General features: G+C 69.0%; 19 protein-coding genes. 16 read left to right on the forward strand and 3 right to left on the reverse strand.

Translation table 11 applies throughout. From position 1 onward, the window contains the following. Window positions 1-50 precede the first annotated feature (50 nt). Genes BM004_RS13965 through BM004_RS13975 form a run of 3 tightly spaced genes read left to right on the forward strand, consistent with a single transcriptional unit; the run spans window position 51 to window position 3324 of the window. Window positions 51-1931, forward strand: coding sequence for an ArnT family glycosyltransferase (locus tag BM004_RS13965; RefSeq protein WP_093214187.1), 1881 nt, complete (start codon window positions 51-53; stop codon window positions 1929-1931). Next, a complete protein-coding gene (locus BM004_RS13970; RefSeq protein WP_093214190.1) occupies window positions 1928-2917 on the forward strand; it encodes a glycosyltransferase in 990 nt (329 codons plus the stop codon). Before BM004_RS13965 ends, BM004_RS13970 begins: the two co-directional genes overlap by 4 nt. Then, the gene (locus BM004_RS13975; RefSeq protein WP_093214194.1) at window positions 2914-3324 is read left to right on the forward strand and encodes a GtrA family protein; all 411 of its coding nucleotides are present in this window, start codon (window positions 2914-2916) and stop codon (window positions 3322-3324) included. Before BM004_RS13970 ends, BM004_RS13975 begins: the two co-directional genes overlap by 4 nt. A gap of 23 nt (window positions 3325-3347) precedes the next feature. Here the strand turns inward: BM004_RS13975 and BM004_RS13980 are convergent, their stop codons facing one another. The 3 genes from BM004_RS13980 to BM004_RS13990 are packed head-to-tail and all read right to left on the reverse strand — an operon-like array spanning window position 3348 to window position 6050. After that, the gene (locus BM004_RS13980; protein WP_093128013.1) at window positions 3348-4547 is read right to left on the reverse strand and encodes an amidohydrolase family protein; all 1200 of its coding nucleotides are present in this window, start codon (window positions 4545-4547) and stop codon (window positions 3348-3350) included. Beyond that, entirely contained in the window at window positions 4493-5257 is a 765-nt protein-coding gene (locus tag BM004_RS13985; RefSeq protein WP_093128011.1) for a TetR/AcrR family transcriptional regulator, read from the reverse strand. The genes BM004_RS13980 and BM004_RS13985 overlap by 55 nt, the downstream gene beginning before the upstream one ends. A 19-nt stretch (window positions 5258-5276) precedes the next feature. Further along, entirely contained in the window at window positions 5277-6050 is a 774-nt protein-coding gene (locus BM004_RS13990; RefSeq protein ID WP_093214196.1) for a ferredoxin--NADP reductase, read from the reverse strand. Window positions 6051-6388: 338 nt separating this feature from the next. On the opposite strand from BM004_RS13990, the gene BM004_RS13995 reads away from it, so the two are divergent. The 13 genes from BM004_RS13995 to BM004_RS14055 all read left to right on the forward strand — a co-directional run bounded on the left by BM004_RS13995 (window position 6389) and on the right by BM004_RS14055 (window position 22819). After that, complete coding sequence (locus BM004_RS13995; RefSeq protein WP_093214936.1) at window positions 6389-8011, forward strand: 6-hydroxynicotinate reductase; 1623 nt, start codon at window positions 6389-6391, stop codon at window positions 8009-8011. 2 nt (window positions 8012-8013) lie between these two features. After that, window positions 8014-8931, forward strand: a complete 918-nt coding sequence (locus BM004_RS14000; RefSeq protein WP_093128007.1) for a UPF0280 family protein — start codon at window positions 8014-8016, stop codon at window positions 8929-8931. Between the two features lie 21 nt (window positions 8932-8952). Next, the gene (locus tag BM004_RS14005) at window positions 8953-9597 is read left to right on the forward strand and encodes an amino acid synthesis family protein (RefSeq protein WP_093128005.1); all 645 of its coding nucleotides are present in this window, start codon (window positions 8953-8955) and stop codon (window positions 9595-9597) included. A 61-nt stretch (window positions 9598-9658) separates the two neighbouring features. Next, window positions 9659-10243, forward strand: a complete 585-nt coding sequence (locus BM004_RS14010) for an amino acid synthesis family protein (protein ID WP_093128004.1) — start codon at window positions 9659-9661, stop codon at window positions 10241-10243. Between the two features lie 66 nt (window positions 10244-10309). Then, complete coding sequence (locus BM004_RS14015) at window positions 10310-11515, forward strand: ABC transporter substrate-binding protein (protein ID WP_093128002.1); 1206 nt, start codon at window positions 10310-10312, stop codon at window positions 11513-11515. Between the two features lie 160 nt (window positions 11516-11675). After that, window positions 11676-13619, forward strand: a complete 1944-nt coding sequence (locus BM004_RS14020) for an ABC transporter permease (protein WP_093214198.1) — start codon at window positions 11676-11678, stop codon at window positions 13617-13619. Further along, the gene (locus BM004_RS14025; RefSeq protein WP_093214201.1) at window positions 13616-14434 is read left to right on the forward strand and encodes an ABC transporter ATP-binding protein; all 819 of its coding nucleotides are present in this window, start codon (window positions 13616-13618) and stop codon (window positions 14432-14434) included. Before BM004_RS14020 ends, BM004_RS14025 begins: the two co-directional genes overlap by 4 nt. Then, complete coding sequence (locus BM004_RS14030) at window positions 14431-15162, forward strand: ABC transporter ATP-binding protein (protein WP_093127998.1); 732 nt, start codon at window positions 14431-14433, stop codon at window positions 15160-15162. The genes BM004_RS14025 and BM004_RS14030 overlap by 4 nt, the downstream gene beginning before the upstream one ends. A 37-nt stretch (window positions 15163-15199) precedes the next feature. Then, window positions 15200-15916: a bifunctional nicotinamidase/pyrazinamidase gene (gene pncA / locus BM004_RS14035; RefSeq protein WP_093214202.1), complete on the forward strand. Its 717-nt coding sequence runs from the start codon at window positions 15200-15202 to the stop codon at window positions 15914-15916. 73 nt (window positions 15917-15989) lie between these two features. After that, window positions 15990-17150, forward strand: a complete 1161-nt coding sequence (locus tag BM004_RS14040; protein ID WP_256219898.1) for an ABC transporter substrate-binding protein — start codon at window positions 15990-15992, stop codon at window positions 17148-17150. Then, on the forward strand, window positions 17128-17628 hold the full coding sequence (locus BM004_RS14045) for a (2Fe-2S)-binding protein (protein WP_093127994.1): 501 nt from the start codon (window positions 17128-17130) through the stop codon (window positions 17626-17628). The genes BM004_RS14040 and BM004_RS14045 overlap by 23 nt, the downstream gene beginning before the upstream one ends. 154 nt (window positions 17629-17782) lie before the next feature. Further along, the gene (locus BM004_RS14050) at window positions 17783-21547 is read left to right on the forward strand and encodes a molybdopterin cofactor-binding domain-containing protein (RefSeq protein WP_093214204.1); all 3765 of its coding nucleotides are present in this window, start codon (window positions 17783-17785) and stop codon (window positions 21545-21547) included. Window positions 21548-21637: 90 nt separating this feature from the next. Continuing rightward, window positions 21638-22819 carry a fumarylacetoacetate hydrolase family protein gene (locus BM004_RS14055; RefSeq protein WP_093214207.1) on the forward strand — a complete coding sequence of 394 codons (1182 nt, stop codon included), beginning with the start codon at window positions 21638-21640 and terminating at the stop codon, window positions 22817-22819. The last annotated feature ends 52 nt before the right edge of the window (window positions 22820-22871 follow it).

Genomic DNA, 22871 nt, shown 5'->3' on the forward strand with positions numbered 1-22871 from the left:
CTGCCGGCCGGCGTGGCCGACCGGCCCCGGGAGTTGTTATTCAGAAGCTGATGTTTGCAGCCGCGCACTACGCGGCATTGGCGGTCTTTGTCTTCAGCTGCTGGGGTTTCGGCCGCGCCCTGCTGGGCCGCCTGGCGCCGCCGCCGCGCCGCGACGCCGCGCTGGAGGCGGCCATGGCCGTGTCGCTGGGCGTGGGCTTTTTCATCTGCGCGTTCCAGGCGCTCGCCATCTTCGGCGCCTTCAAGACCGCCGCGACCGTGACGGTGGTCGTGGCGGGCTTCGTGGCCGCGGCGGTGCAGCTGCCGTCGTGGCTGCGCGAGCGGCGCGAGCTGCGTGCCATGCGCGCGAACGAGGTTGCCGCGCCGTGGCGCTACGTCGAGCGCGTCGCGATGATCGCGCTGGCCCTGGTGGCGCTGCCCGCGCTGGTCGCCCCGCTGGCCCCGCCCATCGCCTTCGACGAGCTCATGTACCACCTGCCCTACGCGCGCCAGGTGGCGCAGCAGGGCTCGCTGGGCATCCACGAGTGGCTGCGCTACCCCTGGTTCCCGTACAACTACAACCTGCTCTACGCCGCCGCGCTGCAGGTGGGCGACGACGTGCTGCCGCACTTCCTCAACGCGCTGGCGGGCGCACTGTCGGTGGTGATGGTCTACCGCCTGGGCGTGCTGCACGCGAGCCGGCTCACGGGCTGCATCGGCGCGGCCATCTGGCTGGGGCTGGGCGACTACTCCAACGCGCTGATCGACATGGGCGTCGCGCTGTTCGTGCTGTCGGCCTGCGTGGCGCTGTGGTGGTGGCGCGAATCGGAGCCGGGCGAACCGGGCAAAGTCGGCAAGGGCATTCACGGCGGCATGCGCTGGCTCGGCGTGGCCGGCTTCTGCCTCGGCCTGGCCGCGGGCTCGAAGTACCAGGCGCTGATCTTCCTGCCGCTGGTGACGCTGTTCGTCATCCGCCACGAGCGCCGGGTCAAGGCCTGGGCGCTGGTGTTCGCCTGCTTCCTGCTCCCGTGCATCTACTGGTACGCGCGCAACGCCATCATGACCGGCGACCCGTTCAACCCGATCGGCGCGCGCGTGTTCGGCTTCACCGAGTGGACGCCCGCCGACTACGTGCAGCAGGTGGCCGACGTGCGCGTGCACGCCGAGCTGCCCAACGCGCTGATCTGGGCCGTGTTCTTCGCGCCGTTCAGCGTGCTGTGGAAGCGCTCGGCCGCGGTGCGCGCCGCCGGCTGGTTCTGCCTGTACTCGGTGGTCGTGTGGGTCGTGACCTCGCGCTACCCGCGCTACCTCACGGCCTCGTTCCCGCTGCTGGCGGCCATCGCGGCCATCGGCTGGCAGGTGTTGTTCGGCTGGGCCGCGGCCGGCGTGCGCCGCATGAGCGGGAACAAGCCCGCGTCCGATGCCGCAACCTCTGCAGCCTCCGCAACAGCCACTGTGGCCACCGGCGCCATGAGCCGCGACACCGCGCGCTCCGGCGCCCGCGCGGGCGACTGGGTGCTCGTGCTGCTGCTGGCCGTGCTGGCCGCCGTGGCGGTGCGCCAGACCGCGGTGAAGGTCGCCATGGTCTCGACCACGCCCGAGGCGCGCGAGGCCGTGCTGCGCCAGCATGTGCCGGGCTATGCCGTCATGGACTACCTGCGCCACAACGCCACCGGCCGCGTCTACCAGATCGCCTTGAACGAGGCCATCTACTACGGCCCCAACCCGATCTGGGGCGACACGCTCGGCCCCTGGCGCTACACCGATTTCGGCGCGCTGTCGGGCGGCGACCTGGCGCGCAAGCTCGGCGGCCTGGGCTTCACCGCCATCGTGCTGCCGAACGCGGTGGTGCCGGTGTTCAGCGCGCGTGTCGACTTCGACAGGTACTTCGCGGTGCAGTACGAGAAAGACGGCAGCCGGGTCTACCGTATCCTTCCCGCCGCAGCACCATGACCGACACCGAAGCCCTTGCCGTCCGCGACCGCCGCAGCGCCTTGCGCATTGCCGCCGTCATCCCTTGCTACAACGAGGCGCTGGCCATCGCCCAGGTGGTGGCCGGCTTCCGTGCCGCGCTGCCCGAGGCGCAGATCCACGTCTTCGACAACAACTCCAGCGACGACACCGCCACCGTCGCGCGCGCGGCCGGCGCCACCGTCACGCACGTGGCGCTGCGCGGCAAGGGCAACGTGGTGCGGCGCATGTTCGCCGACGTGGAGGCCGACGTGTACGTGATGGTCGACGGCGACGCCACCTACGACGCCGGCGCCGCGCGCCGGCTCATCGACCGGCTGGTAGGCGACAACCTCGACATGGTGGTGGGCAACCGCGTGGACGACGGCCACGACGCGCTCACCTACCGCGCCGGCCACCGGCTGGGCAACCGCATGCTCACCGGCGCCGTGGCGCAGTTGTTCGGCGGCGCGCTCACCGACATGCTCTCGGGCTACCGCGTGTTCTCGCGGCGCTATGCCAAGTCGTTTCCCGCGCTGTCGCGCGGCTTCGAGACCGAGACCGAACTCACCGTGCACGCGCTCGAACTGCGCATGCCCTACGCCGAGGAAAGCACCGCCTACAGCACTCGGCCCGAAGGCTCGGTCAGCAAGCTGTCGACCTACCGCGACGGCTGGCGCATCCTGAAGACCATCTGCAAGCTGTTCGTGAGCGAGCGGCCGCTGCAGTTCTTCTCGACCATCGCGGGGGTGCTGGTGCTGCTGTCGATCGCGCTGGTGGTGCCGCTGTTCATGACCTACATGCACACCGGCCTGGTGCCCCGGCTCCCCACGGCGGTGCTGGCCACGGGCGCCATGCTGGGCGCGATGCTGTCCTTCGTGTGCGGCATCGTCATGCACACCGTCACGCTGGGGCGCCAGGAGGCCAAGCGCCTGCGCTACCTCGCCATTCCGGGCGTGCGCGAGCGGGCTTCGTCCGCCGCGCCATGAAGATCGGGCGCGAGTTCCTGTCGTTCGCCGTGGTCGGCGTGATCGGGCTCGTGGTCGACGTGGCGGTGCTGTACCTGCTGGCGCCGCTGCTGGGCTGGTACGTGGCGCGGGTGGTGTCGTTCCTGGCGGCGGCCACCACCACCTGGGCCTTCAACCGGCGCTACACCTTCGCGGCGAGTGCAGCGAGCGCGGCGGCCGGCCGCTCCGTCTGGCGTGAATACCTGGGCTACCTGGCCACCATGGCCGGCGGCGCGGTGCTCAACTACGGCGCCTATGTGCTGACCCTGCACTGGGTCGAGGGGCGCTGGGCGGCTGCCCTCGGCGTGGCCGTGGGCAGCGTGGCGGGCATGAGCGTCAACTTCCTGTCGGCGCGCTACCTGGTCTTTCGCTCGCACCGCGGCGGCTGAGCGCCGCAGTGCCCGGCCGGCGCTCAGTGCGCGCCGGACACCACCACCGGAATCTCGGTCGCGGGCGGCGTGTTGCGGCTGCGGCCCGAGCGCACGATGCCGTCGATCATCACCATGCCCACGCCCGGCAGGTCGCCCAGCTGCACGCTTTCGAGCAGGCCCTTGGCGGGCGAATGCTGCGCACGGTCCATGAAGACGAAGTCGGCGTCTCGGCCCACTTCGATCAGGCCGCAGTTGAGTTTGCGGATGCGCGCCGTGTTGCCCGTGGCAAAGCAGAACACCTGTTCTGCCGGAATGTTGGCGAAGGCCGAGATGAAGGCCACCATGCGCAGGATGCCCAGCGGCTGCACGCCGGAGCCTGCGGGGCCGTCCGTGCCCAGGATGACCCGGTGGGGGCACTTCAGTTCGATCGCGGCCCTGGCCGCCGCGATGGCCACCTTCTCGTTGCCGTTGTGCACGATCTCGATCGCGCGCGTGCTCTTCTCGCACAGTTCGCACACATGCGCCTCGGGCAGCGAGGTGTGGCCGCCGTTGATGTGGCCGATGACGTCGGCATCGGCCTCCAGCACCGTGTCCTTGTCGATGTAGCCCGAGCCCGGCACCGACGGCCCGCCCGTGTGGATCGTGCTTTGAATGCCGTACTTGCGCGCCCAGGCGACCATTTCCTTGGCCTCGTAGCCCGCCTTGACCGTGCCCAGGCCCACTTCGCCCAGCAGGCCCACGCCGGCTTCGGCGAGTTCCTTGAAGTCGTTCTCGACCATGCCCTTTTCGATCACGGGCGCGCCGGCCAGCACCTTCACGCCGTTGGGGCGGAAGTTGTCGAACGAGCGCTGCGCGGTGATGGCCAGCGCCTTCAGGCCGACGATGTCCTTCGGGCGGCCGGGCAGGTGCACCTCGCCGGCCGAGATCATGGTGGTCACGCCGCCGTGCATGGTGGAGTCGATCCAGCCGAGCTGGCCCTGGCGCGGCGTCCAGTCGCCGAACACCGGGTGCACGTGGCTGTCGATCAGCCCGGGCGCCACGCAGGTCTTGCGCGCGTCGATCACGGTCTGCGCGCCTTCGAGGTCGCAGTCCTTTTCCTTGCCGACCGCGACGATCAGCCCGTCGTTCACCACGATGGTGTCCGCGTCCAGGATGGGCTTGTCGATGTCGCCCGAGAGCAGCAGCCCTATGTTCTTGATGACGACCTTGCCCGACTTGCCGCCGGCTGCGATTTCTGCCATTTCGATGTGTCCTCGTGGGGTGGTGTGTTGTCTTGTGGCTCGTCCGCGCGCACCGTGCGCAGCAGCGTCTCGATCACGAAGTCTTCCCAGTGCGTGATCGCCTCCGGCGACTCCAGCGGCTCACCCAGGAAGGCGGTGAGCGTGTGCCGGTTGGAGGTGTAGAAATAACCCGTGGACGCGATCAGCAGGTAGATGTCGCGCGCCACCAGATCCTTGCGGAACAGCCCCTGCGCGGCGCCGCTGGCAAGGATCTCCTCGATGATGGCCACCGCGCGCGACGAGTATTCGCGGGCGCGCAATGACTTCGAGATGTGCCGGCCCTTGTGCAGGTTCTCGGTGTTCAGCAGCGTGACGAACTCGGGGTTCTTGCGGTAGTAGCCCAGCACGAAGCGAATGACTTCGGTGAGTGCCTCCACCGGCCGCGACACGTCCAGCGCAATGGCGGCCTCGGCGTCGTCCATGCGCTTGTAGATGCCTTCGAGCACCGCAATGAAGAGGCCTTCCTTGCTGCCGAAGTAGTAATAGATCATGCGGTCGTACGACTTGGCGGCCTTGGAGATCTTCTCCACGCTGCCGCCGTCGTAGCCGTACCTGGCGAACACCTTGGTCGCCGATTTGAGGATGCTGTCGCGCGTGGCCTGGGCGGCCGCCTCGCGCACGCCGGTGCGGCGCTGAGGCTTGGGCTTGGCGGCGGTGCGGCTGTCGGCCATCGTGCGCGCGACGTCCTGCCTACTTCTCGGCGAAGGCGCGCTCGACGACGAAGTCGCCCGGCGTCGAGGTGTTGCCTTCCTTGAAGCCGCGCTTTTCCAGGATGTGCTTCAGGTCGACCAGCAGGCCGGGGCTGCCGCACAGCATGACGCGATCTTCCTCGACGTTCAGCGGCGGCAGGCCGAGGTCGTCGGTGAGCTTGTTGCTCTCGATCAGGTCGGTGATGCGGCCCTGGTTGCGGAATTCCTCGCGCGTGACCGTGGGGTAGTACAGCAGCTGCTTCTCGATCATCTCGCCCAGGATCTCGTGCTTGGGCAGGTGGTCGGTCACGAGGTCGTGGTAGGCCAGCTCGTCGACCTGGCGCACGCCGTGCACCAGGATGACCTGCTCGAACTTCTCGTAGGTCTCCGGGTCGCGGATGATGCTCATGAACGGTGCGAGGCCGGTGCCCGTGCCGAACAGGTACAGGCGCTTGGCCGGCAGCGTGTAGTCGATCAGCAGCGTGCCGGTGGGCTTGCGGCCCACGATCACGGTGTCGCCCACCTGGATGTGCTGCAGCTTCGAGGTCAGCGGGCCTTCTTCCACCTTGATGCTCAGGAACTCGAGATGCTCCTCGTAGTTCGGGCTCACGATGCTGTACGCGCGCAGCAGGGGCTTGTTGTTGACCTTCAGGCCGATCATCGTGAAATGACCGTTCGAGAAGCGCAGCGCGGGGTCGCGCGTGGTGGTGAAGGTGAACAGGCGGTCGGTCCAGTGGTGGACGCTCAGGACGCGTTCTTCGCTGAATGCACTCATACGGAACTCAAGAGTAGGTTGGAAACAAGGGGGGCTGGCTGAGCCGACATGCACGCCCTTGGGGCATGAAACGTCGGCCGGCTGCGAACCCTCCATTGTCGTTGGTCGGAAAAACCCCGATGAACATCGCGAGAAAACACCATTGCAAGCATCGGGCCCGTTTGCTACATTGATCTCGAATGTAGTGAACGCAACATGAAAGTGTAGGGAATGCTACACAAACGGAAGTCGGTGCACAAGCGCTCGCACGGCACGTTTGTTGCAAAGAAAAAAGACAAAGACCCCCGCACCGGATTCGCTCCTCACACATGCCTGACACGCCCCACGAGATCGCCCCGATGACTGAACACACCAAGACAGATGGCCTCCCCGGCATCGACATGCCCGTGCTGGCCGACGCCAGCACCTTCGGCAAGGCGCCGCCGCGCAACGACCGCATGAGCACGGCCAAGGTCGAGTGCAACGCCTGCCCGGTGCTGTGCCAGATCTCCGACGGGCGCACCGGCGCATGCGACCGCTACGCCAACCGCGAAGGCGTGCTGGTGCGCGTCGACCCGGTGGTGCTGCTGCGCCGCACGATCGAGAGCGAGGCGCCGGCGCTGGTGGCCTTCGACCGTCCCGGCGCCGAGCCCGCCACGGCCGAGGCCATCGCCAATGCGCCCGACTGGAACGGCGACCTGCTGCACGCCGACGAGGTGTTCGTCACCGGCGTGGGCTCCTCCACCACCTACCCCGACTACAAGCCCGCCCCCTTCATCGTGGCCTCCAAGGCCAAGGGCGTGGACATGGTCACGGTGGTCACCGAAGGCATCTTCAGCTACTGCAGCTTCAAGGTGAAGATCGACACCGACCGCTTCCTCGGCTCCGAGCAGGCCAACGTGCGCTACCGCGGCGAGGTGGTGGGCCACGTCACCACGGCCGAGTACGGCTCGCAGATGCTCTCGCTGGGCGGCGTGCACCACCTCACCGGCGGCAGCAAGAAGGAAGGCCGCATGACGGCCGAGCTGATGCAGCTGCTGGGCAACAAGAAGGCGGTGGAGTGCACCATCGACGGCGGCTCCACCCTCGTGATCCAGGCCGGCAAGGCGCCCATCGTCAACGGCGTGGAAGAGCAGCGCATGCGCGTGGGCTGCGGCTCCGCGGCGGTCGGCATCTTCGCGCGCCAGTTCGCGGGCGTGGCCGACGAGGTGGTGGTGGTCGACGACCACATCACCGGCGTGCTCACCGAGCACCAGGCCGGCCGCTGCCTCGACATGCCGCCCTCGGGCATCCACATGCTGGGTCGCAAGTCGACGCCCGGGCGCTACTTCCAGGTGGCCAACCCCGGCAACGGCTGGGGCGGCACCGACATCGCCGATCCGCTGTCCATCATCGAAGGCTGGGAAGAGGGCGTGGCCCGCCCCGGCCTGCGCCTGCTCATGACCTCGACCACCGGCGAGCACGCACAGTGGTACGTGCTCGACGACGCACTGCAGCCCGTGGAGCAGCCGATGCCCGCCGAGGTGCGGCGCATCGTGGAGCGCATCGGCGAGAACTGCGAACCATCGCTGTGCACCGTGCTGTTCCTCGGTGGTGCGGGCGGCAGCCTGCGCGCCGGCGTCACCGAGAACCCGGTGCTGCTCACGCGTGCCATCAAGCGCGCGCTGGTCAACGTCACCTGCGGCGGCGCGCCGGCCTATGTGTGGCCCGGCGGCGGCATCACCGTGATGGCCGACGTCATGCGCATGCCCGACAACAGCTTCGGCACCGTGCCCACGCCGGCCATCGTCGCGCCCATCGAGTTCAGCATGCGGCGCGACGACTACGCCGCGCTCGGCGGCCACATGGAACACATCTTCCCGCTCGAGCAGGCGCTCGCGCGCGGCGCGTGGCAGGAAGACGGCGCACCGCTCGCGCGCCAATGGCTGGCGATGGACGACGCCAACCCGTGGCCGCTCGGCCACACCCCCATGCTGGGCTGACCATGACCGCCCAACGCAGCGCGCTCGACAGCAGCCGCTGGCACTTCAACCACGGCCCGATCGACATCGTGGCCGAGGCGCATGGCGACCCGTACGCCGTCGCGGCCGCGCACGACGCGGCGTGGGCGCGCTTCGTCCACGTGCTCGACGAGCTCGTGCTCGAACTGCCGCTGCTGCGCCTGCCGGTGACGGACCGGATGCGCCCGCGCAGCGTGGTGGCGCGCCGCATGTGGGACGCGTGCGCCGCGTTCTCGCCGACCTTCATCACGCCAATGGCGGCCGTTGCCGGCTCGGTGGCGCAGGAGCTCATCGCGTTCTACGAGCGCCCCGGCATCGAGCGCGCGTGGATCAACAACGGCGGCGACATCGCGCTGCATCTCGCGCCCGGCCAGTCGGCGCGCGTGGGCGTGTTCGCCGACATCGCGCGCTTCGACTGGCGCGAGAGCATCGAAGGCAAGAGCGGCCTCCTCACCACCGACGGCCAGTTCGAGTTGCGCGCCGACCAGCCCGTGCGCGGCGTGGCCACCAGCGGCTGGCGCGGTCGCAGTTTCTCGCTGGGCATCGCCGACAGCGTGACGGTGCTGGCCCCCACCGCGGCGCAGGCCGATGCGGCCGCCACCGTGATCGCCAACGCGGTCGACGTGGACGACGACGCCATCGCGCGGCGCCCCGCGAGCGAGTGCAAGGACAACAGCGACCTGGGCGACACCCTCGTCACCGTCGACGTGCCCGCGCTCGCGTCCGCGCAGGTGCGCAGCGCACTCGATACGGGCGCGGTGTGCGCCAAGGTCCTGCAAAAAGGCGGGCTCGTGTGGGCCGCTCTACTCGTTTGTCAGGGGCAGTGGCGACTTGTCGAGCCCTTATGCTCGAAGGCGCTCAAGACGGAGCTGCCGAAATCAGTTGGTTCAGTATTTGCTTAACGAAAAGCAAGGTTCTTCTTCATGATCGAAATCCGACGCGTCTTCACCCAGGTCGAGCACATCCACCACGAGTTCGGGCCCCGTGCCGACACGCCGTTGGTGCGCGGTGCCATCGGCGCCGTGCTGACCAATCCGTTCGCGGGCCGCTACGAGCCCGACATCCTGCCGATGATGGCGCTGCTCGACCCCGTGGGCGTCGACATGGCGCACCGGCTGCACGCCGCCATGGACGTGCCGCTCGAGCAGATCGCGACCTACGGCAAGGGCGCCATCGTCGGTGCCGACGGCGAGCTCGAGCACGGCGCGCTGTGGCATGTGCCCGGCGGCTACGCCATGCGCGAGCTGCTCGGCTGGAAGGGCGACCGCGCGGCCTACACGGCGGGCACGGTCGAAGAAAAGAAGACCGGCCAGCCCGGCAATGCGCTGTCGATCGTGCCGTCCACCAAGAAGGTCGGCCCGCCCGGCGCCGCGCTCGACGTGCCGCTGACCAACATCAACGCCAGCTACGTGCGCGGGCAGTTCGACGCCATCGAGGTGCGCGTGCCCGGTGCGCCGGCGGCCGACGAGATCGTGTTCATCCTCGCGATGAGCACCGGCTACCGCATCCATGCGCGCGTCGGCGGCCTGCTGGCCAAGGACATCGCCAAGTGGGACGGCCTGCGCTGAGCCGCCGAGCAAACAGGCACGCACCGCACTGCACAGAGACAAGACAAGGAACACACAGAACATGACCGCCAACATCCGCAAGCTCGTCATCCAGGTCGATGAAACCCGCAAGGAAATGGGCCGGGACGTCACGCCGCCCACGCGCCGCGCCGTCGCCATCGCCGTCATCGAGAACCCCTATGCCGGGCGCTACAGCGAGAACCTCGACGAGCTCATCGCCATCGGCGAGGAGCTCGGCGCGCTGCTGGGCCAGAAGGCCGTGAAGGCGCTGGGCATCGAGCCCGGCCAGGCGCAGAGCTACGGCAAGGCCGCCATCGTCGGCGAGCGCGGCGAGCTCGAGCACGCCGCGGCCATCCTGCATCCCAAGCTGGGCGCGCCGCTGCGCGTGGCGGTCGAGAAGGGCGCGGCGCTCGTGCCTTCGGCCAAGAAGCAAGGCACGCTGGGCACCGCCATCGACGTGCCGCTGGGCCACAAGGACGCGGCCTTCGTGCGCAGCCACTTCGACGCCATCGAGGCCCGCGTGTCCGACGCGCCGCGCGCCAACGAAATCGTGGTGGCGGTTGCCGTCACCGACAGCGGCCGTCCGCTGCCGCGCATCGGCGGCCTGCAGGCGCATGAAATCAAGGGCGAAGACGGTCTTCGCTGAAGCCGCCTTCGCACTCGCTCACTCACGGTGTTTTCTTTTCTCTTTCGATCCCAAGGAGTTGTTCCCATGAACCCATTGCGTCACGTCTTCAGCGCCGCGGCCCTCGCCGCGCTGACCACTGCTCTCGTTCCCGCGCACGCGCAGGGTGTGATCAAGATCGGCGAGGTCAACAGCTACAAGTCGCAGCCCGCCTTCCTCGAGCCCTACAAGAAGGGCATGGAGCTGGCGGTCGAAGAGATCAACGCCAAGGGCGGCGTCAACGGCCGCAAGGTCGAGCTCATCACGCGCGACGACAACGCCAACCCCGGCGACGCCGTGCGCGTGGCCGAAGAGCTGGTGGCGCGCGAGAAGATCGACGTGCTCACCGGCACCTTCCTGTCGAACACCGGCCTGGCCGTGGCCGACTTCGCCAAGCAGAAGAAGATCTTCTTCCTGGCCGGCGAGCCGCTGACCGACAAGATGACCTGGCAGGGCGGCAACGAGTACACCTACCGCCTGCGCCCCGGCACCTACATGCAGGCCGCCATGCTCGTGCCCGAGGCCGCCAAGCTCAAGAAGAAGCGCTGGGCCGTCGTGTACCCCAACTACGAATACGGCCAGTCGGCCGTGGCCGCCTTCAAGACGCTGCTGAAGGCCGCGCAGCCCGACGTCGAGTTCGTCGCCGAACAGGCGCCGCCGCTGGGCAAGGTCGATGCCGGCGCCGTGGCGCAGGCCCTGGCCGACGCCAAGCCCGACGCGATCTTCAACGTGCTGTTCGGTGCCGACCTGTCGAAGTTCGTGCGCGAAGGCAACACGCGCGGCCTGTTCAAGGACCGCTCGGTCGTCAGCGTGCTGACCGGCGAGCCCGAGTACCTCGACCCGCTGAAGGACGAAACGCCCAACGGCTGGATCGTCACCGGCTACCCCTGGTACGGCATCCAGACGCCCGAGCACAAGGCCTTCTTCCTCGCGTACCACGCCAAGTACAACGACTACCCGCGCCTGGGCTCGGTGGTGGGCTACAGCATGATCAAGTCGGTCGCGGCCGGCATCGCCAAGGCCAAGGGCACCGAAACGCCGAAGCTGGTCGAAGCCTTCAAGGGCCTGCAGGTCGACACGCCGTTCGGCAAGATCAGCTACCGCGCCGAAGACCACCAGTCCACCATGGGCGCCTTCGTCGGCAAGACGAAGAACGAGAACGGCAAGGGCGTGATGGTCGACTACACCTACTTCGACGGCGCCAAGTTCCAGCCTTCGGCTGCAGACGTCAAGAAGTCCCGCGCCGCAGACTGATCGGCTCGCCCCCAGGCTGCGCGCATGTCGTGTCGCCAGCTCTCTCCCTCCCCTTGCGGGGGAGGGTCGGGGTGGGGGCACGACGGCGCCAGCCGCCGAGCCACACATCGAATGCGGGCGCTTCCCCCATGAATGAAAACCGCCACCAAAAGGCCTTCGGATGAGTCTTTCGTCATTGCTGCTTCAGTTCCTCACCGGGCTGTCGTCGGCTTCGTCGCTGTTCCTCGTGGGGGCCGGCCTGTCGCTGATCTTCGGCGTCACGCGCATCGTCAACTTTGCGCATGGCTCCTTCTTCATGGTCGGCATCTACCTGGCCTACACGCTGGTCGAGAAGCTCGGCGGTGGCATGGCCTTCTGGCCCGCCGTGGTGCTGTCCGCGATCGCGGTCGGCATCCTCGGCGCGCTGATCGAGATGGTGCTGCTGCGCCGCATCTACAAGTCGCCGGAGCTGTTCCAGCTGCTGGCCACCTTCGCCCTCGTCCTGGTCATCAAGGACGCGGTGCTCTATTTCTGGGGCCCTGACGAACTGCTCGGCCCGCGTGCGCCGGGCCTGTCGGGCTCGGTCGAGATCCTGGGCCGCCAGTTCCCGACCTACGACCTGTTCCTGATCGTGGTCGGCCCGGTCGTGCTCGGCTTGATGTGGCTGCTGCTCACGCGCACCCGCTGGGGCACGCTGGTGCGCGCCGCCACGCAAGACCGCGAGATGGTCAGCGCGCTGGGCGTGAACCAGGCCTGGCTCTTCACCGCGGTGTTCGGGCTGGGCGCCATGCTCGCGGGCCTGGGCGGCGCGCTGCAGCTGCCGCGCGAACCGGCCACGCTGGCGATGGACCTCAACACCATCGGCGCGGCCTTCGTGGTCGTGGTGGTGGGCGGCATGGGCTCCATTCCGGGCGCCTATGCGGCGGCCCTGCTCATCTCCGAGATCAAGGCCGTGTGCATCTGGCTCGGCGTGGTGGACATCTTCGGCTACAGCGTGTCCTTCTCCAAGCTCACGCTGGTGGTCGACTTCATCGTCATGGCCGTGGTGCTGGTGTGGCGTCCGTGGGGCCTGTTCGGCCGGCCGCAGGCGCCGAGCCGCTACGTGGGCATGGCCGAGGAGCCGCTGCGCCGCGCGAGCAAGGGCTACCTGTGGCTGGTGGCCGCGCTGGGCGTGGTGCTCATGGCCATGCCGCTGCTCACGGCCGATTCGCCCTACACCACGGTGCTGATGATCGACCTGCTGATTGCCGCGCTGTTCGCCGCGAGCCTGCACTTCATCATGGGCCCGGCCGGCATGCACTCGTTCGGCCACGCGGCCTACTTCGGCCTGGGGGCTTACGGCGCCGCGCTGCTGGTGCGTGCGAGCGGGCTGCCGATGGAGGTGGCGCTCATCGTGGCCCCGGTGGTCGCGGCCATCGGCGCCTTCGTCTACGGCTGGTTCGCGGTGCGGCTGTCGGGCGTGTACCTGGCGATGCTCACGCTGGCCTTCGCGCAGATCACCTGGGCCATCGTCTACCAGTGGGACTCCTTCACCGGTGGCAGCAACGGGCTCACGGGTGTGTGGCCCTCGGAGTGGCTGTCGGACAAGCGTGCGTACTACTGGCTCACGCTGGTGCTGGTGGCCGCCGGCATCCTGCTGCTGCGCCGCGTGCTGTTCTCGCCCTTCGGCTATGCGCTGCGCGCGGGCCGCGACTCGCTGCTGCGCGCCGACGCCATCGGCATCGACGTGAAACGCATGCAGTGGACTGCGTTTGTCATCGCAGGTGCGGCGGCGGGGCTGGCTGGGTCGCTCTATGCGTTCTCCAAGGGGAGCATTTCGCCGGAGAGCCTCAGTGTCGACAAGTCCGTGGATGGGTTGGTGATGGTGCTGCTGGGGGGTATCCAGACGCTGGCGGGGCCGGTCGTCGGAGCCGTCACCTTCAGCTGGCTGCACGACACCGTGGCGCGCAACACCGACTACTGGCGTGCCACGCTGGGCGCCATCATCCTGATCCTCGTGCTGCTGTTCCCGCAGGGCATCGCGGGCTTCGCGAAGCAGCTCACCGAACGCCTGCTGCGCCGGGGCAAGGCCGATGCGGCGCCCGCCGCTCCCCCTGTTTCCGAAGTGAAGGAGGCCAAGGCATGAGCACGTCCCACGCACCCCTGCTCAAGGTCGAGAACCTCGGCAAGTCCTTCGGCGGCGTCAAGGCGGTCGACGGCATCAGCTTCGAGCTGCATGCCGGCGAGCTGCTCGCCCTCATCGGCCCGAACGGCGCCGGCAAGTCCACCACCTTCAACATGGTCAACGGCCAGCTCAAGGCCGACCAGGGTTCCATCCTGTTCGACGGCCACGAGCTCGTCGGCCAGAAGCCGCGCGCGATCTGGCGCAAGGGCGTGGGCCGCACGTTCCAGATCGCCGAGACCTTCGCCTCGCTCACCGTCGCCGAGAACGTGCAGATGGCGATGCTCTCGCACGACGGCAAGCTGTTCTCCATGTGGCGCCGCGCCGCCGACCACAAGCGCGACGAGGCGCTGGTGCTGCTCGACCAGGTCGGCATGAAGGCGCAGGCCGACCGGCCCTGCAGCGAGCTCGCCTACGGCGACGTCAAGCGCGTGGAACTGGCCATCGCCATGGCCAACGCACCCAAGCTGCTGCTCATGGACGAGCCCACCGCGGGCATGGCGCCCAAGGAGCGCAATTCGCTCATGGCGCTCACCAAGGAGCTGGTGGTGCAGCGCGGCCTGGCGGTGCTCTTCACCGAGCACAGCATGGACGTGGTGTTCGCGTACGCCGACCGCATGATCGTGCTGGCGCGCGGGCGCCTCATCGCGCAGGGCAAGCCGCTGGAGATCCGTGACCACCCGAAGGTGCAGGAGGTGTACTTCGGCAGCGGCAAGACATTCGAAAAAATCGCCGAGAAGGCTGCAGCGGTCTCGGCCGCGTTGGGAGAAGCCGCATGAGCGGAGAACTGTTGCTCGAAGCGAAGGCCGTGTGCGCCTGGTATGGCGCCGCGCAGATCCTGTACGACGTCGATCTCGAAGTGCGGCGCGGCGAAGTGGTCGCGCTCATGGGGCGCAACGGCGCGGGCAAGTCGACCACGCTGAAGACGCTGATCGGCATGCTGTCCAAGCGCCGCGGCGCGGTGCGCTTCCTGGGCCACGACATCTCCAGGAGCGAGCCGCACGTGGCCGCGCGCCTGGGCCTGGGCTTCGTGCCCGAAGACCGGCGCGTGTTCACCGACCTCACCGTCACCGAGAACCTCGAGGTCGGCAAGCAGCCCGCGCGCCGCTGGGCCGACGGCACCGACGCGCCGCTGTGGACGCCCGAGCGCCTGTTCAAGCTGTTCCCCAACCTGGGCGAGATGCCCAACCGTCCGGGCGGCCGCATGAGCGGCGGCGAGCAGCAGATGCTCACCGTGGCGCGCACGCTCATGGGCAACCCGTACCTGGTGCTGCTCGACGAACCCTCCGAAGGCGTGGCGCCGGTGATCGTCGAGCAGATGGCCAACATGATCCTGGAGCTCAAGGCGCAGGGCGTGAGCATCCTGCTGTCCGAGCAGAACATGCACTTCGCCGAGCTGGTGTCCGACCGCGCCTATGTGCTCGAGAAGGGGCAGATCCGCTACCACGCCACCATGGCCGAGCTTGCGGCCAACGACGAAGTGCGCCGCGCCTACCTCAGCGTCTGAGCTTGTTGTTCTTCTTCAACCCACCGGAGTCCACGCCATGCATCGCAGAACCCTCGTGAAATCCGCCGCCGCCCTCGGGCTGGCCGGCGGCCTCGGTTTCAACGCCTTCGCGGCCGGCAAGATCAAGCCCGGCGCCAAGGCGGCGCTGATCGTGGTCGACGTGCAGAACTGCTTTCTCGACGGCGGCACGCTGGCGGTGAAGGGCGGCAACGAAGTCATTCCGGTGATCAACGCACTGGCGCCCGCGTTCGAGAACATCGTCGTCACGCAGGACTGGCACACGGCCGGCCATGCGTCGTTCGCGAGCACCTACAGCGGCAAGAAGCCCTTCGAGACCACCAAGCTCAGCTACGGCACGCAGGTGCTGTGGCCCGACCACTGCGTGCAGGGCACCGACGACGCCGCGCTCGGCAAGGAGCTGAAGGTGCCGACCGCGCAGCTCGTGATCCGCAAGGGCTTCCACAAGGACATGGACAGCTACTCGGCCTTCGAGGAAGCCGACCACAAGACGGCCACGGGCCTGGCCGGCTACCTGAAGGCGCGCGGCATCAAGACGGTGTACGTCACCGGCCTGGCCACCGACTTCTGCGTGGCCTGGACCGCGATGGACGCGCGCAAGGCCGGCTTCGACGCCTACGTGATCGAGGACGCCACGCGCGGCATCGACCTCAACGGCTCGCTGGCCGCGGCGTGGAAGCAGATGGCGGCCAAGGGCGTCAAGCGCATCCAGTCCGCCGACATCCAGGCCGCTTGAACAGCCGCGACATCAGCGGCAACAGCAGCGGCAACAGCAGCAAGACCCACGAGAACCCAGAGAACAACGACGCATGAAGCTTTCGATCTCAAGGCGCGCCATGGTGGCGGGCGGCGCGGCCCTGGCCCTCGGCCCCGGCCTGCTGCGGCAGGCACGCGCGGACAACGGTGTGAGCGACACCACCATCCGCATCGGCCAGTCGGCCGTGTTCAGCGGTCCGGCCAAGGACTTCGGCGTCGACTACCGCGCGGGCATCAAGCTGTACTTCGACCGTGTCAACAAGTCGGGCGGCATCAACGGCCGCAAGATCGAACTCGTCACCTACGACGACGCCTACGATCCGGCCAAGACCGCCGTCAACACGGCCAAGCTGATCGACGAGGACAAGGTCTTCGCGCTCACCGGCTACGTGGCCACCGGCAACCTGGCCGCCGCGATGCCGCTGGCCGAGAAGGCGGGCGTGCCGATGTTCGCGCCGCTGGTGGGCACCAGCTCGTTCCGCACCAAGGTCAACCGCTACCTGTTCCACGTGCGCGCGGGCTACGACCTGGAGCTGCGCAAGATCATCAGCCACCTCTCGACCATCGGCATCCAGTCGATCGCGGTGGTCTACCAGGACAGCGCCTTCGGCAAGTCGAACCTCGCCACCTGCGAGGAGCTGGCGGCCGACCACAAGGTGAAGGTGGTCAAGACCTTCCCGCTGGCCATCACGGCGGAAGACGCGAAGACGGTCGTCACCGGCCTGGCGGAAGCCAAGCCGGGCGCGGTCGTGATGATCATGGCGGGCCGCATGGTCGAGGTGTTCATGCGCGACTACCGCGCGGGCGCCGGCGGCGCGCCGCTGTACACGCTGTCGGTCGGCATCACCGACGCGGCCGGCTCCGCCAAGCGGCTCGACGGCAAGCTCGCGGGCCTGGTCACGGCCAGCATCGTGCCGCCGCCGCAGGCGCAGCGCGTGCCCATCGTGGCCGACTACCAGCGCGACCGCGCGGAGTTCGGCGAGAAGATCGACAGCTACACCGCGCTGGAGGGCTACATCGTCGCGCGCGTGATGGTCGAAGGCCTGCGCCGCGGCGGCAAGACGCTCACGCGCGACAGCTTCATTGCCGGTCTGGAAAGCATCGGCAGCACGCGCATGGGCGACTTCCCCATCGAGTACAGCGCGAAGAACCACAACGGCTCGACCTTCGTGGACCTGGAGATGTACACCCGTGACGGCCAGTTGCGGCGCTGAGCCGCTGCACCTGCAGGTCAACGGCCAGGCGCGATCGTTGGAGGGCGTGCCGCGCGAGGCGACGCTGCTTCATGTGTTGCGCAACGACCTGGGGCTGAACGGCCCCAAGTACGGCTGCGGGCTGGGGCAGTGCGGCGCATGCACCGTGCATGTCGACGGCGTGGCGGCGCGCGCCTGCGTGATTCCTGCGCACGGCGTGGCGCACCGCGCGGTCACCACGCTCGAAGGGCTCGGCGCGCGCGGCAGCTGGCACCCGGTGCAGGCCGCGTTCGAAGACGCACAGGCCGCGCAGTGCGGCTACTGCCTCAACGGCATGGTGATGCAGGCGGCGGCGCTGCTGGCACGCGACCCGCAGGCCAGCGAGGCGCGCATTCGCGCGGAGCTGTCGGGCAACCTGTGCCGCTGCGGCACGCACATTGAAATTCTCGACGCGGTGCAGCGCGCCGCGGTGCGCATGCGCGCGGGAGCGATGCCATGAATGCCCCGCGTTGTCCCCTCTCCCGCTCGCGGGAGAGGGTCAGGGTGAGGGCAGGTGCCTGTGCAAAAGCACGGCCTTCGCTACCGCCGCTGGCCCTCACCCCAACCCTCTCCCGAAGGGAGAGGGAGCAAGAGCGGCAAGGAACGCAAAGGCCATGACCCGCCGCGCCGACCTTCCCCAGACCCGCGCCGAGTTCCTCTCGGCCGACGGCGTGCTGCTCGTGGTGCGCGAGGCGCCGCCCGCGCCGCCGCCCGTCAAGGGCCAGCCCGCGCTGGTCGCCGGCAACCCGATCGAAGGCGACGAGGTCCTGCTGGCCGTATGGGACGACGGCAGTGCCTCCGCGCTCAACGGCCACGTCGACCTGGGCACCGGCATCCAGACCGCGCTCGGCCAGATCGTGGCCGAGGAACTCGACCTCGGCATGCCCTGCGTGCGCGTGATGCTCGGCGACACCGCGCGCGTGCCCAACCAGGGCGCGACCATCGCGAGCGCCTCCATCCAGATCCATTCGCAGCCCTTGCGCCTGGCCGCCGCCCAGGCGCGCGGCTGGCTGCTGGCACGCGCTGCGGAAAAGCTCGGCGTGCCATGCGAGGCACTGCAGGTGCGCAACGGCGTGGTGCGCGTCACCGAAACACCCGAGCGTCACGTCGGCTACGCCGAGCTCGTGGCCGGCCAGCGCACCGTGCTGCGCCTCGACACCAAGGCGCAGCCCAAGGACCCGGCCGACTATCGCGTGGTCGGCACGCGGCAGGCGCGCGTGGACATCCCGGCCAAGCTCGCGGGCGAACTCGTCTTCGTGCACGACATGCGCGTGCCCGGCATGCTGCACGGGCGCGTGGTGCGCCCGCCGTACGCGGGCGCGGACCACGGCGAGTTCATCGGCAACACGCTGGAGGCGGTCGACGAATCGTCCATTGCGCACATCCCCGGCATCCGCGCCGTGGTCGTCGTGCGCGACTTCGTCGGCATCGTCGCCGAGCGCGAGGAGCACGCCGAACAGGCGCTGCGCGAACTGCGCGTCACGTGGAAGCCGTGGCCCGGCATGCCCGACCTGAGCGACGTGGCACAGGCCCTGCGCGACAACCCCTCGACGCAGCGCCTGCTGGTCGACGAAGGCGACGTGGACGGCGCCATTGCCGCCGCCGCGCAACCGATGCAGCGCACCTACGTGTGGCCGTACCAGATGCATGCGTCCATCGGCCCGTCGTGCGCGCTGGCCGACTGGCAGCCCGACGACGGCAGCGGCATGCAGCTGCGTTGCTGGGCCGGCTCGCAGAACCCGCACGTGCTGCGTGTCGACCTGGCCAGGCTCATGGGCGTGGAAGACGTGCAGGTCGACGTGGTCCGCATGGAGGCCGCGGGCTGCTACGGCCGCAACGGCGCCGACGACGTGGCCGCCGATGCCGCGCTGCTCGCGCGCGCGGTCGGCGCGCCGGTGCGCGTGCAGCTCACGCGCGAGCAGGAACATGCGTGGGAGCCCAAGGGCGCCGCGCAGCTCATGGAGATCGACGGCGGCCTGATGGCCGACGGCCGCGTGGCCGCCTACGACTTCGAAACCTCCTATCCGTCGAACGGCGCGCCCACGCTGGCGCTGCTGCTCACGCGCACCATCGAGCCGGTGGCGCAGGCCTACGAGATGGGCGACCGCACCGCGCGGCCGCCCTACAGCTACGACAACCTGCGCGTGAAGGTGAACGACATGGCGCCGATCGTGCGCGCCTCGTGGCTGCGCGGCGTGTCGGCGCTGCCGAGTTCGTTCGCGCACGAGTCGTACATCGACGAGCTCGCCACCGCCGCGGGTGTGGACCCGGTGCAGTTCCGCCTGCGGCACCTGGAAGACCCGCGCGCCATCGAGCTGGTGCAGGCCACCGCGCAGAAGGCCGGCTGGCGCATGCGCACCGGGCCGCAGGAGAACGCCGACGGCGGGCTCGGCGAAGGCGGCGACATCCTCTTCGGCCAGGGCTTTGCGTACGCGCGCTACATCCACAGCAAGTGGCCGGGCTTCGGCGCGGCGTGGGCGGCATGGGTGGCCGACGTCGAGGTGAACCGCAAGACCGGCGAGGTGCATGTGCGCCGCGTGGTGGTGGGGCACGACGCGGGCTTGATGATCAACCCGGCGGGCGTGGAGCACCAGGTGCACGGCAACGTGATCCAGACCACCAGCCGTGCGCTGAAGGAGCGCGTGCAGTTCGCGCCGCAGCAGCAACAGCAGGGCGACGCACCCGCCGGCGGCGCGCTGCTGCCGGGCGTGCTGCCTTCGGGCGTGGTCGCGAGCCGCGACTGGGGCAGCTACCCGATCATCAACTTCCGCGAAGTGCCGGTGATCGAGGTGATGCACATGCCGCGGCCCGGCGAACCGTCGCTGGGCGCGGGCGAGTCGTCGTCGGTGCCGGGCACGGCGGCGATCGCGAATGCGATCTTCGATGCGACGGGCGTGCGCTTCAGGTCGCCGCCGTTCACGCCGGAGACGGTGCTGGCCGGGTTGAGTCCGTTGACTTCGGATTTGCCCCCTCTGCCTCCGGGAGAGGGTTGGGGTGAGGGCCGGCAGCCTGCGAGTGGTGACGCCGTCGTGCCCCCATTCCAGCCTTCCCCCGGAGGGGGAAGGAGCAATGCAGTCTGGCCCCGAAGGAAGGGCCTCTGGGCCACCGGCGCCGCGCTCGTGGTCGGTGGCATCGGCGTCATTGCCGGCCTGCTCGGCTGGCGTTCCGCCATCGCGCCGGTGTCGCTCACCGCGCCGGTGTACAGCCAATCGACCATCGAACGCGGCCGTGTGCTCGCCGCGGCCGGCGACTGCGCGGTGTGCCACACGGCAGCGGGCGGCGCACCCAACGCGGGCGGCCGTGCGATGGACACGCCCTTCGGCACGCTCTACACCACCAACCTCACGCCCGACGCGGAGACCGGCCTGGGCCGCTGGTCGTTCAGCGCCTTCCAGCGCGCGATGCGCGAAGGCGTCTCGCGCGACGGCCACTACCTGTACCCGGCCTTCCCCTACACCGCCTTCGCCAAGACCAGCGACGACGACCTGCAGGCGCTCTATGCGTACTTCATGTCGATGCCCGCGGTGCGCGCGCAAACGCCGAAGTCCGAGCTCAAGTTCCCGTTCAGCATGCGCCCGCTGATGGCCGGCTGGAACGCGCTCTTCCACGACCCCGCGCCGCTGCAGCCCGTGGCCGCGCAAAGCGCGGAGTGGAACCGTGGCGCCTACCTGGTCAACGGCCTGGGCCATTGCGGCGCCTGCCACACGCCGCGCAACGCGCTGGGCGCGGAGCAGGGCGGCGAGGCCTTTCTTTCGGGCGCGATGGTCGACGGCTGGGAGGCGCCCGCGCTCACGCAGCTGTCGAAGTCGGCGCTGCCGTGGGATGCCGACGAGCTCTACCGCTACCTGCGCCACGGCCACACGCAACGCCACGGCATCGCCGGCGGCCCGATGGCCGAGGTGGTGCGCGAGCTGCAGCAGGTGCCCGACGAAGACGTGCGCGCCATGGCCACGTACCTGGGGTCTTTCAACCCCGCCCCGGTGGCGCAGCCGCAGGCCGTGGCAGAGCAGGCGGTCGACAACGCGGCGCGCACGCAGGGCCAGTTGCTCGGCCCCGCGCAACGCATGTTCGACAGCGCCTGCGCCGCCTGCCACCACGACGGCAACGGCCCCACGCTGCTGGGCGTGAACACGCCGCTCGCGCTCAACAGCAACCTCACGAGCGCCAGGCCCGACAACCTGCTGCGCACCATCCTCGACGGCGTGCGCGAGCCCGCCACGCGCGACATCGGCTTCATGCCGGCGTTTCGCGAGGCGCTCGACGACCGGCAGATCGCCGATCTCGCGGGCTACATGCGCGCGCGCTTCGCACCGCAGGAGCCGGCGTGGAAGGACCTGCCGGCCGAGGTGGCGCGCGTGCGGGCAACGCCGGGGCACTGAGCGCAACGACAAGGGCCCTGGTCGGGCGTTGCCGTGGATGCGCCGCTACGATGCACCGTAGCGAAGTACACATCCACGGAGACACCCGCCATGCCATTGAATCTTTCGACATCTTCCAGCCTGCCCCGCGACGCCGAACGCGCCACCCTCGTCGGGCGCCTCTGGCAACCCGGCGTGGGGCCGGTGCTGGTGGCGGTGCACGAAGGCGGCCTGCACGACCTGTCGGCGCTCGCGCCCACCATGAGCGACCTGCTCGAACGCGACGAAGCGCCTGCCCAAGCCGTTCGCCGCGCACTGAAGAGCGCACCGCGCATCGCCTCGCTCGACGAGGCCATCGCCAACAGCGACGAGACGGCACGCGACACCGGCAAGCCCTGGCTGCTCGCGCCCTGCGACCTGCAGGCCATCAAGGCCAGCGGCGTGACCTTCGTCGCGAGCCTGCTGGAGCGGGTCATCGAGGAACAGGCACGCGGCGATGCCTCCAGGGCCGAGGCCACGCGCGCGGCCATCGGCGGCGTGCTGGGCGACAACCTCGCGGACATCGTGCCCGGCTCGCCCGAGGCCATGAAGGTGAAGGAGGTGCTGATCGCGCAGGGCGTGTGGTCGCAGTACCTCGAGGTGGGCATCGGCCCCGACGCCGAGATCTTCACCAAGGCCCCGGTGCTTGCGGCCGTGGGCACGGGTGCCGACGTGGGCATCCACGCGGGCTCGGTGTGGAACAACCCCGAGCCCGAAGTCGTGCTCGCCGTCAACAGCCGCGGCGAGACGCTGGGCGCCGCATTGGGCAACGACGTCAACCTGCGCGACTTCGAAGGCCGCAGCGCACTGCTGCTGGGCAAGGCGAAGGACAACAACGCCTCGTGCGCGATCGGCCCCTTCATTCGGCTGTTCGATGAGAACTTCGGTATTGCCGACGTGCGCCGCATCACCGTGGCACTCGAAGTCACGGGCCCCGAAGGCTTCACGCTGGAGGGCTCCAGTTCGCTGTCGAAGATCAGCCGCGACCCGCTCGACCTCGTCGCACAGACCATCGGCAAGCATCACGCCTACCCTGATGGTTTCATGTTGTTTCTCGGAACCATGTTCGCGCCGACACAAGACCGTCACGGGCCTGGGCAAGGATTCACCCATGTCGTGGGAGACCGCGTGCGCATCGCCGCACCCGAACTCGGCGCACTGATCAACCGCGTGGTGCACGCGGACCAGGCGCCGCGGTGGACTTTTGGTGTCGGCGCGTTGATGCGCAACCTGGGTGGACGTGGACTGCTGTAAACGTTCCGTAGACGTTCTGTTGATTGAATAAAAGGAGTTGTACTTCTTTGTG

Origin of the sequence: Variovorax sp. OK212, from assembly GCF_900112425.1 — a bacterium.
In the GTDB taxonomy this organism is placed as follows: domain Bacteria; phylum Pseudomonadota; class Gammaproteobacteria; order Burkholderiales; family Burkholderiaceae_C; genus Variovorax.

Bases quoted from the DNA above. Each gene is read 5' to 3' on its own strand.
- BM004_RS13965 (WP_093214187.1), top strand. From the start codon at position 51: ATGTTTGCAGCCGCGCACTACGCGGCATTGGCGGTCTTTGTCTTCAGC.
- BM004_RS13970 (WP_093214190.1), top strand. From the start codon at position 1,928: ATGACCGACACCGAAGCCCTTGCCGTCCGCGACCGCCGCAGCGCCTTG.
- BM004_RS13975 (WP_093214194.1), top strand. From the start codon at position 2,914: ATGAAGATCGGGCGCGAGTTCCTGTCGTTCGCCGTGGTCGGCGTGATC.
- BM004_RS13980 (WP_093128013.1), bottom strand. From the start codon at position 4,547: ATGGCAGAAATCGCAGCCGGCGGCAAGTCGGGCAAGGTCGTCATCAAG.
- BM004_RS13985 (WP_093128011.1), bottom strand. From the start codon at position 5,257: ATGGCCGACAGCCGCACCGCCGCCAAGCCCAAGCCTCAGCGCCGCACC.
- BM004_RS13990 (WP_093214196.1), bottom strand. From the start codon at position 6,050: ATGAGTGCATTCAGCGAAGAACGCGTCCTGAGCGTCCACCACTGGACC.
- BM004_RS13995 (WP_093214936.1), top strand. From the start codon at position 6,389: ATGACTGAACACACCAAGACAGATGGCCTCCCCGGCATCGACATGCCC.
- BM004_RS14000 (WP_093128007.1), top strand. From the start codon at position 8,014: ATGACCGCCCAACGCAGCGCGCTCGACAGCAGCCGCTGGCACTTCAAC.
- BM004_RS14005 (WP_093128005.1), top strand. From the start codon at position 8,953: ATGATCGAAATCCGACGCGTCTTCACCCAGGTCGAGCACATCCACCAC.
- BM004_RS14010 (WP_093128004.1), top strand. From the start codon at position 9,659: ATGACCGCCAACATCCGCAAGCTCGTCATCCAGGTCGATGAAACCCGC.
- BM004_RS14015 (WP_093128002.1), top strand. From the start codon at position 10,310: ATGAACCCATTGCGTCACGTCTTCAGCGCCGCGGCCCTCGCCGCGCTG.
- BM004_RS14020 (WP_093214198.1), top strand. From the start codon at position 11,676: ATGAGTCTTTCGTCATTGCTGCTTCAGTTCCTCACCGGGCTGTCGTCG.
- BM004_RS14025 (WP_093214201.1), top strand. From the start codon at position 13,616: ATGAGCACGTCCCACGCACCCCTGCTCAAGGTCGAGAACCTCGGCAAG.
- BM004_RS14030 (WP_093127998.1), top strand. From the start codon at position 14,431: ATGAGCGGAGAACTGTTGCTCGAAGCGAAGGCCGTGTGCGCCTGGTAT.
- pncA (WP_093214202.1), top strand. From the start codon at position 15,200: ATGCATCGCAGAACCCTCGTGAAATCCGCCGCCGCCCTCGGGCTGGCC.
- BM004_RS14040 (WP_256219898.1), top strand. From the start codon at position 15,990: ATGAAGCTTTCGATCTCAAGGCGCGCCATGGTGGCGGGCGGCGCGGCC.
- BM004_RS14050 (WP_093214204.1), top strand. From the start codon at position 17,783: ATGACCCGCCGCGCCGACCTTCCCCAGACCCGCGCCGAGTTCCTCTCG.
- BM004_RS14055 (WP_093214207.1), top strand. From the start codon at position 21,638: ATGCCATTGAATCTTTCGACATCTTCCAGCCTGCCCCGCGACGCCGAA.